Source organism: Roseomonas elaeocarpi, assembly GCF_042433915.1.
Classification (GTDB): Bacteria; Pseudomonadota; Alphaproteobacteria; order Acetobacterales; family Acetobacteraceae; genus Roseomonas; species Roseomonas elaeocarpi.
The window spans coordinates 54,863-67,202 of the sequence record NZ_JBHLUN010000006.1 but is presented as its reverse complement, the minus strand read 5'-3'; the positions used below and the strand labels follow the sequence as shown (position 1 = coordinate 67,202).

Here is a 12,340-nt window from a genome sequence, read left to right as displayed (position 1 = left end):
CCGGCGTGCCCGGCCGCCCTACATGTCCACCCTACATGTCCACGGGGCGGATCACCGTGCGGATGGTGAAGCTGGACTGGATTCGTGACACGCCGGGCAGGCGCGACAGCACGTCGCGGTGCAGCCGCTCGTAGCCGGCCGCGTCCTCCACCACGATCCGCAGCAGGTAGTCGCTGTCGCCCGTCATCAGGTAGCACTCGCGGATCTCGGCGCAGCGCCGGGCGGCCTGCTCGAAGCGGCTGAGGCACTCGTCGGTCTGCCGTTCCAGCGTGATCCGCACGATCACCACCACCTGATGGTTGCCGCCGCGTTCTTCCAGCACGGCGGTGTAGCCGCGGATCGTACCGCCGGCCTCCAGCGCCCGCACCCGCCGCAGGCAGGCGGACGGCGACAGGCCGATCGCGGCGGCGAGGTCGGCATTGCTGATGCGCCCGTTCTCGCGCAGCAGGCGCAGGATCCGTTCGTCGGTGCCGTCGAGGCGGTTCAAGGCAGGAAATTCCGCAGGATGCACGTTTCTGCCGCATCCCACGCGTGGTTTCGCAGGATCTGCCGCAAATCGGCCGCACATTCCGTCGGATCGGCGGCAAACTCAACACCCTGACCCCGCCACGAGTCCGAGCTTGCCCGACGCCCCCGCCCGCCTCCTCCGACCTGCCGGCAGCGACGCGGCGGAAGCGCCAGCCGAGGACGCCGCCGCAGCGATGCTTTCGGCCGGGGCGCTGTTGACGCTGGACCTCGACGCCGTGCGCGCGAACTACCGCCTGCTGCGGCAGCGCGCCGGGGCCGCCACCTGCGGCGCGGTGCTCAAGGCCGATGCCTACGGGCTGGGGGCCGCCGCGGTGGCGCCGGCGCTGAGGCGCGAAGGGTGCGACACCTTCTTCGTGGCGCACCTGGCGGAGGGCACCGCGCTGCGCGGCATCCTGGGCCCCGGGGTCACGATCATCGTGATGCACGGGCTGTTTCCCGGCACCGAGGCGGAAGCGCTGCGGCACGACCTCGTGCCGGTGGTCAACAGCACGGAGCAGCTGCGCGACTGGGCGGCGTTCGCGCGGGCGCAGGGGCGGCCGCTGCCGGCCTGGCTGCAGATCGACACCGGCATGGCGCGCTTCGGCTTCTCCGAGGGGGAGCTGGAGGCCGCGATCGCTGAGGCGCGCGACCTCGGCAGCCTCGCGCTGCGCTGCGTGATGAGCCACCTGGCTTGTGCCGACACGCCCGCGCACCCGGCCAATGCCCGGCAGCTGGCGGAATTCCACCGGCTGCGGCGAAAGCTGCCGCCGCTGCCCACCAGCCTCGCGGCCTCGTCGGGGATCTTTCTCGGGCCCGACTGGCACGGCGACACGGTGCGGCCCGGTGTGGCGCTCTACGGCGTGGCGCCGACTGAGGGGCAGCCTAACCCGCTGCGCCCGGTGCTGCGCCTCGACGCCAAGGTGGTGCAGCTGCGTGAGGTCGCGGCCGGAACGCCGGTGGGCTACGGCCACACCGCCGTGACCGCGCGCCCCTCCAGGCTGGCGACCGTGGCGGTGGGCTACGCCGACGGCTTCCTGCGCTCCGCGTCGGGTCGCGGCGTGGTCCGCTTCCGCGGGCTCGACCTACCGATCCTGGGGCGGGTCTCCATGGACAGCCTGGTGGTGGACGCCACCGTCCTGCCCCCGGGCGCGATGCGGGCAGGCGACACGGTGGCGCTGATCGGGGAGGGCAACGACCTCGACCGCGTGGGGCGCGCCGCCGGCACCATCGGCTACGAAATCCTGACCAGCCTGGGTCACCGTTACCACCGCCGCACCCTGGGCGGCTGAAAAGCGAGATACGATGAAGGTCCTGATCCTGGGCAGCGGCGTGGTGGGCACCACCTCGGCCTATTACCTCGCCAAGGCCGGCCACGAGGTGACCGTGGTGGACCGGCAGCCGGCGGCGGCGATGGAAACCTCCTTCGCCAATGCCGGGCAGCTTTCCTACGGCTATTCCTCGCCCTGGGCCGGGCCGGGCATCCCGCTCAAGGCCTTGAAGTGGCTGATGATGCGCTACCGTCCCTTCGTGATCTGGCCGCGGCCCGACGCGCGGCTCGGCTGGTGGCTGGCGCAGATGCTGGCCAACTGCAACGAGGACGCCTACCGCCTGAACAAGGGTCGCATGGTGCGCATCGCGGAATACGCGCGCGAACAGCTGATCGCGCTGCGCGCCGAGACCGGCATCGCCTATGACGACCGGCAGCGCGGCACGGTGCAGCTGTTCCGCACCCAGGCGCAACTCGACCACGTGGGCGACGACACCGCCGTGCTGGGGCAGTACGAGGTGCCGTTCGAGGTGCTGGACGTGGCCGGCTGCGTGGCGCGCGAGCCGGCGCTGGCGGCCGTGTCAGGCAAGTTCGTGGGCGGGCTCTACCTGCCCGAGGACGAGACCGGCGACGTGCACCAGTTCACGCAGCGCCTGGCCAAGCTGTGCGAGGGCCTGGGCGTCACCTTCCGCTACGGCACCACGATCCGGCGCCTGACGGTGGAGGGCGGGCAGGTTTCGGGCGTCGAGACCGATGCCGGGCTTCTCACCGCCGACCGCTACGTGGTGGCGCTGGGCAGTTATTCCCCGGCGCTGCTGCGGCCCCTGGGGATGAACCTGCCGGTGTATCCGGTGAAGGGCTATTCCATCACCGTGCCGGTCACCGACGAGGCGGCGGCGCCGGTCTCCACCGTGATGGACGAGACCTACAAGGTCGCCATCACGCGGCTGGGCGACCGCATCCGCGTCGGCGGCACGGCCGAGCTCGCGGGCTTCAGCAGCACGCTGCGCGCGCCGCGGCAGCGGACGCTGGAATTCTCGGTAGGCGACCTGTTTCCGCGCGGCGGCGACCTCACCAAGGCCAAGTTCTGGACGGGGCTGCGGCCGATGACGCCCGACGGCACACCGATCGTGGGGGCGACGCCGCTGCCCAACCTGTTCACCAACACCGGCCACGGCACGCTGGGCTGGACCATGGCCTGCGGCTCCGGCCGGGTGCTGGCGGACCTGGTGAGCGGCCGGGCACCCGAGATCCCCAGCGGCGACTTCGCGCTGTCGCGCTACAGCCGGGACGGCGTCGTGGGGCGGCAGGCACAGGCGGCCTGACGTTCCCCCACGGCCCCGGCCACCCGCACCGTGGCGGGCCGGGGCCGGCCGTCTCGCCCCGATGGCGGCAGGCCCGTCGGCGCTGTCCGGCCCCCTGTCGCCGCCCCTGGGCTGCCTTCGCGAGCAGCGCCGCTTCGCCCTTCCGATCCGTCAATAAATCTGTGATAGGCCCCGACGCGCGACCCGGCCGCCGGATGATTCGGGAAGCGGTGACGGGCGTTCGGGTCGATGCACGGGCTGGAAGGATGCCATGAAGCTTTCCCTGCGATGGCAAGCCGCCCTGATGGTCCTGCTCACCCTGGGCTTCTGCGGTCTGTCGGGCCTGATGCTGTGGGAGATGCGGCGCGAGGCCTGGAACAACAACATCCGCAGTTCGCACAACCTGCTTGCCGCCATCAGCCAGGACGTCAACCGTAACCTCGAGATCTACAGCCTGTCGCTGCAGGCGGTGGCGGACGGGCTGGACCGCGCCGACGTCCGGGCCGCGAGCCCCGAGATCCAGGACCTCATCCTGTACGACCGCGCCGCCACGGCCCAGTACCTCGACAGTATCCTGGTGCTGGACGAGAGCGGCAAGGTCATCCTCGACTCCAAGTCCCGTCCGCCCCGGTCGGTGCAGGCCGCGGACCGCGACTACTTCACGGTTCACCGCGACCGCGCCGATGCGGGCCTCTACGTCAGCCTCCCGTTCCGCTCCAGCCTCAGTGGCAACGAGATCATCGGCGTTTCGCTTCGCCGCGACCACCCGGACGGGTCCTTCGCCGGAATCGTGCTGGGCACCATCCGGCTGGCCTACTTCCAAGAACTGTTCAGCCGCCTCAAGCTCGGCCCCGGCGACGCGGTCAACATGTTCCGCACCGACGGAACGCTGCTGGTGCGCGTGCCGTCGGGTCCGGATCAGGTCGGACGCAACATCGCCGGCGCCGAAACCTTTCGCCGCTTCACCGCGGCGACGTCGGGCGAGTTCGTGGCGAAGTCCGCCATCGACGGCGTCGAGCGCGCCTACGTCTTCGAGCATGTCGGCCAGCTGCCGCTGATCGTGGACGTGGCGCTCTCGGTGCGCGGCATCTATGCCGGCTGGCAGAACAAGGCGGTCGTGCTGGCCGCGGTGCTGCTGCTGCTTTGCGCCGCCGCGGTCGGGCTGAGCATGCTGCTGACGCAGGAGCTGCGCCGGCGCCAGGCGGCCGAACTCGCGGCGCGGCGCAGCGGCGAGCAGTATCGCCTGCTGGCCGACAACGCCACCGACCTGATCATGCGCTTCGATGCCGGGCGTGTGCCGCGCTACGTCTCGCCCGGCAGCCGCACCCTGGGCCTCAGCCCGGAGGAGCTGCGGGAGGTCTGGAGCAGCGACCTCGTGCATCCCGAGGACCGCGAGAGCGCCGAGGCGCCCTGGCACGCGGCGCAGGAGGAGGGGCGCAGCGAGGCGACCTATCGCCTGCGCCACCGCGACGGCCACTACGTCTGGATGGAAGCGCGCTACAGCCGGCTTCCGGGCGACAGCGGCTTCACCGTGGTGGCGCGCGACGTGGGCAAGCGGAAGGCGGTGGAGATCGCGCTGCAGGAGGCCAACGAGGAGCTCGCGCGGCTGGCCTCCACCGACGCGCTGACCGGGCTGTTCAACCGCCGTGCCTTCGACGACATGCTGCGCCGGGAATGGCGCCGCGCCATCCGCGAGGGCGGTTCCGTCGCGCTGCTGATGATCGATGCGGACCACTTCAAGGCCTATAACGACCATTACGGCCACCAGGGCGGCGACGCGGTGCTCTCGGCGATCGCGAACAGCATCGCGCAGTCGGTGCGTCGGCCCGGCGACACCGCCGCGCGCTACGGCGGCGAGGAATTCGCGGTGATCCTGTCCAACACCGACACCGCGGGCGCGCGGGACGTGGCGGAGCGCATCCGCCAGGTGGTGGAAGGCCTCGCCCTGCCGCACGCCATGCACCCGGCCAGGGTGGTGACCGTCAGCATCGGCGTGTCCTCGGCCAGGCCGCAGCGCGGGCAGGAGCCCGCTCCCCTGCTCGCGGCGGCGGATGCGGCCCTCTACGATGCCAAGGCGGCCGGGCGCGACACGGTGCGGCAGCGCGGCGTCGAGGCGGCGCTCGACCTGGACCGGCACCGGGAAGGCTGAGGCCCGGGAAGGCGGAGGCTGGAAGCCCGGATCAGGGCGGGCGGAGGCCAGGGAGGCGCAAGCCGGAAGGCCGAGCCCGGCCGCCGGCGCGGCGGCTGCAATGCCCCAGGCCCCCTTGCCCAGCCCCCCGGCGAGCGCGCTTCATGTGCCCGCGATGTGCGCGGGGCGCTGGCCATGGACGCTCCGGCACCCCATGTGCCGCGCCGCACCACCACGGAGGCCTTCATGTATCCCGACGTTCAGCTCTTCATCGACGGCCAGTGGCGGCCCGGGACCGGTGGCAAGACCATCGAGGTCATCAACCCCGCCACCGAGGAGCGCATCGGCACCGTGGCGCACGCCACCACCGCCGACCTGGATGAGGCGCTGGCCGCCGCCGATCGCGGCTTCAAGGTCTGGCGCGCCACCTCGGCCTTCGAGCGCTACAAGCTGATCCGCAAAGCGGCCGACATCCTGCGGAGCCGCGCCGATAGCATCGCCGAGATGATGACCCAGGAACAGGGCAAGCCCCTGGCCGAGGCCAAGATGGAGGTGATGGGCGCCGCCGACACCGCCGACTGGCTGGCCGAGGAAGGCCGCCGCACCTACGGCCGCGTCGTTCCCGCCCGCGCCGAGGGCGTGTACCAGCTGGTGATCAAGGAGCCGGTGGGCCCCGTCGCCGCCTTCACGCCCTGGAACTTCCCGATCAACCAGATCGTGCGCAAGCTTTGCTCGGCGCTGGCCACCGGCTGCTCCATCATCGTCAAGGCGCCCGAGGAAACCCCGGCCTCGCCGGCCGAGCTGATCCGCGCCTTCAACGATGCAGGCATCCCCAAGGGCGTGATCGGGCTGGTCTACGGCGTTCCGGCCGAGATCTCGGAATACCTCATCCCGCACCCGGTGATCCGCAAGGTGACCTTCACCGGCTCGACGCCCGTGGGCAAGATGCTGGCGGCGCTGGCGGGTCAGCACATGAAGCGCGCCACCATGGAGCTGGGCGGCCATGCCCCGGCCTTCGTGTTCGACGACGCCGACGTGGCGCTGGCGAGCAAGACCCTGGCGGCCTCGAAGTTCCGCAATGCCGGCCAGGTCTGCGTGTCGCCCACGCGCTTCCTGGTGCAGGAAAAGGTCTTCGACAGCTTCGTCGACCAGTTCACCGAGCACGCGAAGGCGGTGAAGGTCGGCAACGGGTTGGAGTCCGGCGTCACCATGGGCCCGCTGGCCAATGACCGCCGCATCCCCGCCATGGAAGCGCTGATCAACGACGCCCGCGGCAAGGGCGCCGAGGTCCGCACCGGCGGCAACCGCATCGGCAACAAGGGCTACTTCTTCGAGCCCACGGTGCTGACCGGCGCCACCCGCGAGATGCGGATCATGAACGAGGAGCCCTTCGGCCCCGTGGCGGTGATGGTGCCCTTCCGCGACTTCGACGAAGCCATCGAGGAAGCGAACCGCCTGCCCTTCGGCCTCGCTTCCTACGCCTTTACCCGTTCCGCCAAGACGGCGCAGGCGCTGGGCGACAAGACCGAGGCGGGCATGATGACCATCAACCACCTGGGTCTGGCGCTGCCGGAAGTGCCCTTCGGCGGCATCAAGGACAGCGGCTACGGCTCCGAGGGCGGCATCGAGGCGCTCGAGAGCTACCTCAACACCAAGTTCGTGTCGCAGGCCGGCCTGTGACACGCCCGGCGCCGGGCCCGGTGCCCGGCGCCAACCCGGAGCATCCGCCGGAGGGCGGGTCCTCCGCCGACCGGGGCGGGCATAGCCCGCTTGCGGCGAATCGCTCCGGTGCGACGTTCCCGATCTTTTCCCAAGGCACGGCGGCATCGGGCAGCGTTGCGCCGTCGCGGCGCCCGGCCCTGTCCGCGCTGCGCCTGCTGCCGCCCTTCCTCCGTCCCTATCGCTGGCAGGCCATCGGCGCCCTCGTGGCCATGCTGGTGGCGGCGCTGAGCGTGCTGGGGCTGGGCCAAGGCGTCCGCTACCTGATCGACCACGGCTTCGCCGGCGGCGCGGGGCGGCTGGACACGGCGGCGCTGGCCATGTTCGCGGTGGTGACGGTGCTGGCGCTCGCCACCTTTGCCCGCTTCACGCTGGTCTCCACCCTGGGGGAGCGCGTGGCGGCCGACCTGCGCCGTGCCGTCTTCAGCCACGTCCTGACGCTGAGCCCGGCCTGGTTCGAGGCGATGCGCACCGGCGACATCCTGACGCGCCTGACCGCCGACACCGCCGTGCTGCAATCGCTCGCCGGCTCGGCCATCTCGACGTGGCTGCGCAACGCCTTCCTGCTGCTCGGCGCCTTCGCCATGCTGGTCGCCACCAGCCCCAGGCTGGCCGCGCTGGTGGTGGCGGTGGTGCCGGTGGTGGTGGTGCCGGTCGTGATGTTCTCCAGGCGGGAGCGCCGGCTGTCGCGGCTGGCGCAGGACCGTGTGGCCGATCTCGGCGCCTATGCCGAGGAAACCATCAACGCGCTCCGCACCGTGCAGGCCTTCACGCATGAGCCGATCGACCGCGCCGGCTTCGCCGCGGCCGCCGGGCGTTCGGTGGCGGCCGCCACGGCCCGCATCCGCACGCGCGGCGCGCAGCTGCTGGTGGTGATCCTCCTGGGCTTCGGCGCCATCACGCTGAGCCTCTGGGTGGGCGGCCGCGACGTGCTGGCCGGCCGCATGACGGGGGGCGAGCTTTCGGCCTTCGTGTTCTACGCGGTGGTGGTGGCCAATGCCGGCGCAAGCCTGAGCGAGCTCTGGGGCGAGGTGCAGCGCGCGGCAGGCGCCGCCGACCGGATCGGCGAGCTGCTGCGCGAGCGGCCGGCCATCACCGCGCCGCCGCAGCCCGACACCCTGCCGGAGCCGCCGCTCGGCCGGGTGGAGTTCCGCGACGTGGTGTTCCGCTACCCCGCCCGGCCGGACCATCCGGCCCTGCGCGGCGTGTCGCTGCGGGTGGAGCCCGGGGAAACCGTGGCGGTGGTCGGCCCTTCGGGCGCCGGCAAGTCCACGCTCTTCTCGCTGCTGCTGCGCTTCTACGAGCCGCAGTCCGGCCGCATCCTGGTGGACGGCGTCGCGGTGGACCGGCTCGATCCGGCCGCGCTGCGGCGCCGGGTCGGACTGGTGTCGCAGGACCCGGTGGTGTTCGGCGCCGATGCCTGGACCAACCTGCGCTACGGCCGGCCCGAGGCGAGCGACTCCGAGGTGCTGCGCGCCGTGGAGGCTGCCTCGGCCGGCTTCCTTCACGAGTTGCCGCAGGGCCTGGGCACCTTCCTGGGCGAGAAGGGCGTGCGCCTTTCGGGCGGGCAGCGGCAGCGCCTGGCGATCGCGCGCGCCATGCTGCGCGACGCACCGATCCTGCTGCTCGACGAGGCCACCAGCGCACTCGACGCCGAGAGCGAGCGCGCGGTGCAGGACGCGCTGGAGCGCTTGTCGCAGGGCCGCACGACACTGGTGGTGGCGCACCGGCTGGCCACGGTGCGCCGTGCCGACCGTATCCTGGTGCTGGAGGACGGCGTCATCGTCGCCTCCGGCAGGCATGACGAACTGGCATCCCAGCCCGGCCTCTATGCGCGTCTGGCAGAGCTGCAATTCGGCCGCTCTCGTTAAGGGCGGTTTGATGTGAAAACAGGAAGATGAGGCGATCAGTCTGACGGCTTCGTGAATTGTTCGGGAAATCCGAACAGACTGTTTGGCTGGAAGTGGATTTTTGCACTGCGGCACGGGGTTATCTGCCGCCTCAACAGACGGACCGCAATGATCCGCCGGTCACACGGAAGAAAAACAATGTCTCGCCTTCGTACAATTGCCCTCTCCACCCTTCTCGCCACTGGCCTGATGGCCGCCTCCCCCCTCGGCGCCTTCGCGGCCGACCTGCAGGGCAGCGTGAGCCGCTTCACCCCGGGCTCCACGCCCACCGACAACAGCAACGCGACGGGCAGCATCGCCCGCGGGGGCCCGGTCTACAGCCTCGGCACCAGCCACTCCGCCGCCGGCTCCACGCCGCGCGACAACAGCAACGCGACGGGCAGCATCGCGCGCGGTGGTCCGGTCTATGCCATGCAGACCAGCCGCTTCACGGTGGGTTCCACCCCTCTGGACCCCACCGACGCCGGCAGCAGCGCAGGCATGTAAGCCGCGCCGCGCCGCGGCAAGGGGCCGCACCGCTCCTTGCCGGGGAAACCCGGTTTCGGGCCCCCTTCGCGACGCGGAGGGGGCCCGAAGTGTTTTCGGGGGCCGGAGCGCCTGCCCGCCTCTCCTCAGAGTGAACGGGAACCTGCGGCGGCAGCCGCGTTTGCATGGGCATCGGCGCGACACCGACGCCACCACCCCGCATCGCCCCAGCCCGGGGAAGCGCGGCAGGAGAAAACATGCCTGATCCCTTGCGCTTCCTTGTTGCGGAAAGCGAGTTGCCGGAGGACCGCGAAAAGCGCCGCCGCAGCGCCGGCCAGAGTTCCGGCGAAAGCTACGTCGAAACCCTGTGCTCCCTGGTGCCCGATGCCACCTGCGACCAGGTGAAGCCGGCCGAAGAAGACAGCCCGCGCCAGGACGCCGCCGGCATCGCGCGCTACGACGCCGTGTTCCTGTGCGGCTCGCCGTTGCACGTCTACGAACGCACGCCGGAGGTCGAGCGGCAGCTGGACTTCATGCGGGAAGTGTTTCGCTCCGGCACCCCGGCCTTCGGCTCCTGCGCCGGGCTGCAGGTGGCCACCGTGGCGGCGGGCGGCACGGTGCGCAGCAACGCGCACGGCCATGAGGCGGGCTTCGCGCGGCGCATCGCCCCCACCGAGGCCGGCCGCACCCACCCCCTCCTCGCGGGCCGCCCCGCGGCCTACGACGCGCCGGCGATCCATGGCGACGAGGTGGAACAACTGCCCGAAGGCGCCACCCTGCTCGCCGGCAACGCGGTGACCGCGATCCAGGCGGCGGAGATCCGCTTCGATGGCGGCGTGTTCTGGGGCGTGCAGTACCATCCGGAACTGTCGCTGCGCGAGATCGCGCAGGCCCTGCGGCGGCAGGCCGAGACACTGATGGAGGACGGTCTGGCCCGCACCCCCGACGACGTGGAGGCCCAGGCCCGGCTGATCGAGGCCCTGCACCGGGAGCCGGAGCGCCGCGACCTGGCCTGGAGGCTCGGCCTGGACCGACAGGTGACCGAGGCGCGGACGCGCCAAACGGAGCTGCGCAACTTCATCGACCGGCTGGTCCGCCCCACACGGCGGGAGCGTCGCGGCAGCGGCGCCTGAGGCGGCCTCACCGAAGGGTGAACGTCCCACAACCGTCATCGCGGCGTCATCGCGCCTTCAAACAAAGCCCGTAACTGCCGCCCCGCAAAACGGCTGGACGGCTCCGATGCTGAAGCTTGAAGGCGTGACGATGAACTACGGGCGCAGGGCGGCCGTGGACGACGTTTCGCTTGACCTGCGACCGGGTTCCTTCGTCGGCGTGATCGGCCGTTCCGGCGCCGGGAAGTCGACGCTGCTGCGCATGATCAACGGCCTGGCCCAGCCGACCGGCGGCCGCATCCTGTGGCAGGGGCAGCAGGTGTCGGGCCTGCGCGGCGCCGCGCGCCGGCGCTGGCACGCGCGCTGCGCCATGGTGTTCCAGCAGTTCAACCTGGCCGGTCGCCTCGACGTGCTGACCAACACGCTCACCGGGCGGCTGAACCACGTGCCGCTGCACCGTTCGCTGCTCGGCCTCTGGTCGCGCGAGGACCGGGCCATGGCCTTCGCGGCGCTGGAGCGTTTCGACATCGCCGATCTCGCGGCCCAGCGCGCGGGCCAGCTTTCGGGCGGACAGCAGCAGCGCGTGGCCATCGCCCGCGCCCTGATGCAGGAGCCCGAGATCATCCTGGCCGACGAGCCGATCGCCTCGCTCGATCCGCGCAACACCGCGGTCGTCATGGACACGCTGGCCCGCATCAACCGCGACGACGGCATCACCGTGGTCTGCAACCTTCACTCGCTCGAGATCGCGCGCCGCTACTGCGACCGCCTCGTGGGTCTTTCGGCCGGACGCGTCGTGTTCGACGGTCCTGCGCGCGACCTCGGTGAGGACGCGGCACGCGCGCTCTACGGCATCGAGGCCGAGGCGGCAGCCGCGACGCCGCCGCAGGAGCAGCCGCAAGAGGCCCGGGCGAAGTCGCCCAGCTACGCGCAGGTCTAGCGCTTCCGCACCTGCTCGACACCAGCACATCCCAGCACAAGGCATTCCCATGCTGAACCGTCGCTTCCTGCTCCAGACCAGCGCCCTGCTGGCCGTGCCGGCCATCGCCCGCGCGCAGACGGGCACCCAGACCAACAGCTGGGCCGCCCAGTATCCCGAGCTGGTCTTCGCCATCATCCCGTCCGAGAACGCTTCGGGCGTGATGGATCGCTGGGCGCCCTTCACCTCCTACATGTCGCGCAAGCTTGGCACCAAGGTCACGCTGCGGGTCGCCAACGACTACGCCGCGGTGATCGAGGGCCAGCGCTCCGGCAACATCCACATCGCCTCCTACGGCCCCTCCTCCTTCGCGCGCGCGTTGATGACGGGTGCCAAGATCGAGGCCTTCGCCATCGAGACCAATCTCGACGGCACCAAGGGCTACTACTCCGTCTTCTACGTGAAGAAGGACTCGCCCTATCAGAAGGTCGAGGACCTGAAGGGCAAGAACCTCGGCCTGGTGGATCCGAACTCCACCTCGGGCAACAACGTGCCGCGCTTCGCCCTGAACAAGATGAACATCAAGCCGGAAGAGTTCTTCAACCGCGTCGTCTACACCGGCAGCCACGAGAACGCGATCATCGCGCTCAACCAGGGCACCGTGGACATGGCCGCGAACTGGTGGAACGACGAGCAGGAGTCGAACCTCCTGCGCATGGCGCGCAAGAACATGGTCAAGGCTGACGACTTCCGCATCATCTTCAAGTCCGACCAGATCGTGAACTCGCCGATGGCCTACCTGACGGACCTGCCGGCCGACCTGCGCAGCGCGATCCGCACCGCCGTGCTGGCGATGCCGACCGAGGACAAGCAGGGCTTCGACCACCTCTACGACGGCAAGTCCGGCCCCTGGCAGCCGGTGGACAACGCCGCCTACAAGCCGATCATCGAACTGAACAGCTTCGTCGACAGCCTGCGTCGCCGCGGCTGACACGCTTCGCGCCGCCGC

Annotated in this window: 10 protein-coding genes; 9 read left to right on the top strand and 1 reads right to left on the bottom strand. The window is 71.0% G+C overall.

Annotated features, from left to right (window positions below):
* Nucleotides 1-31 precede the first annotated feature (31 nt).
* Nucleotides 32-487 carry an Lrp/AsnC family transcriptional regulator gene (locus ACFFGY_RS08820; RefSeq protein ID WP_377044104.1) on the bottom strand — a complete coding sequence of 152 codons (456 nt, stop codon included), beginning with the start codon at nt 485-487 and terminating at the stop codon, nt 32-34.
* Between the two features lie 214 nt (nt 488-701).
* Here ACFFGY_RS08820 and alr point away from each other — a divergent pair, with 214 nt between their 5' ends.
* From alr to phnD, 9 genes are all read left to right on the top strand, one after another.
* Nucleotides 702-1,796 (top strand): alanine racemase, encoded by a 1,095-nt coding sequence (gene alr / locus ACFFGY_RS08815; RefSeq protein WP_377044364.1) that lies wholly within the window; start codon nt 702-704, stop codon nt 1,794-1,796.
* A gap of 13 nt (nt 1,797-1,809) precedes the next feature.
* A complete protein-coding gene (locus ACFFGY_RS08810; RefSeq protein WP_377044103.1) occupies nt 1,810-3,099 on the top strand; it encodes a D-amino acid dehydrogenase in 1,290 nt (429 codons plus the stop codon).
* A gap of 250 nt (nt 3,100-3,349) precedes the next feature.
* A complete protein-coding gene (locus ACFFGY_RS08805; RefSeq protein ID WP_377044102.1) occupies nt 3,350-5,227 on the top strand; it encodes a diguanylate cyclase in 1,878 nt (625 codons plus the stop codon).
* Nucleotides 5,228-5,452: 225 nt separating this feature from the next.
* Nucleotides 5,453-6,886, top strand: coding sequence for an NAD-dependent succinate-semialdehyde dehydrogenase (locus tag ACFFGY_RS08800; RefSeq protein ID WP_377044363.1), 1,434 nt, complete (start codon nt 5,453-5,455; stop codon nt 6,884-6,886).
* A gap of 20 nt (nt 6,887-6,906) precedes the next feature.
* On the top strand, nt 6,907-8,796 hold the full coding sequence (locus ACFFGY_RS08795) for an ABC transporter transmembrane domain-containing protein (RefSeq protein ID WP_377044101.1): 1,890 nt from the start codon (nt 6,907-6,909) through the stop codon (nt 8,794-8,796).
* Nucleotides 8,797-8,973: 177 nt separating this feature from the next.
* Nucleotides 8,974-9,321: a hypothetical protein gene (locus ACFFGY_RS08790; protein ID WP_377044100.1), complete on the top strand. Its 348-nt coding sequence runs from the start codon at nt 8,974-8,976 to the stop codon at nt 9,319-9,321.
* A 236-nt stretch (nt 9,322-9,557) separates the two neighbouring features.
* Nucleotides 9,558-10,433 carry a type 1 glutamine amidotransferase gene (locus tag ACFFGY_RS08785; protein ID WP_377044099.1) on the top strand — a complete coding sequence of 292 codons (876 nt, stop codon included), beginning with the start codon at nt 9,558-9,560 and terminating at the stop codon, nt 10,431-10,433.
* Between the two features lie 106 nt (nt 10,434-10,539).
* Nucleotides 10,540-11,352 carry a phosphonate ABC transporter ATP-binding protein gene (gene phnC / locus ACFFGY_RS08780; RefSeq protein WP_377044098.1) on the top strand — a complete coding sequence of 271 codons (813 nt, stop codon included), beginning with the start codon at nt 10,540-10,542 and terminating at the stop codon, nt 11,350-11,352.
* A 49-nt stretch (nt 11,353-11,401) separates the two neighbouring features.
* Entirely contained in the window at nt 11,402-12,322 is a 921-nt protein-coding gene (gene phnD / locus ACFFGY_RS08775; protein WP_377044097.1) for a phosphonate ABC transporter substrate-binding protein, read from the top strand.
* Nucleotides 12,323-12,340: the final 18 nt, after the last annotated feature.

Excerpts from the sequence above, each read along its gene's own strand:
- alr (WP_377044364.1), top strand. The coding sequence starts at position 702 with ATGCTTTCGGCCGGGGCGCTGTTGACGCTGGACCTCGACGCCGTGCGC.
- ACFFGY_RS08810 (WP_377044103.1), top strand. The coding sequence starts at position 1,810 with ATGAAGGTCCTGATCCTGGGCAGCGGCGTGGTGGGCACCACCTCGGCC.
- ACFFGY_RS08805 (WP_377044102.1), top strand. The coding sequence starts at position 3,350 with ATGAAGCTTTCCCTGCGATGGCAAGCCGCCCTGATGGTCCTGCTCACC.
- ACFFGY_RS08800 (WP_377044363.1), top strand. The coding sequence starts at position 5,453 with ATGTATCCCGACGTTCAGCTCTTCATCGACGGCCAGTGGCGGCCCGGG.
- ACFFGY_RS08790 (WP_377044100.1), top strand. The coding sequence starts at position 8,974 with ATGTCTCGCCTTCGTACAATTGCCCTCTCCACCCTTCTCGCCACTGGC.
- ACFFGY_RS08785 (WP_377044099.1), top strand. The coding sequence starts at position 9,558 with ATGCCTGATCCCTTGCGCTTCCTTGTTGCGGAAAGCGAGTTGCCGGAG.
- phnC (WP_377044098.1), top strand. The coding sequence starts at position 10,540 with ATGCTGAAGCTTGAAGGCGTGACGATGAACTACGGGCGCAGGGCGGCC.
- phnD (WP_377044097.1), top strand. The coding sequence starts at position 11,402 with ATGCTGAACCGTCGCTTCCTGCTCCAGACCAGCGCCCTGCTGGCCGTG.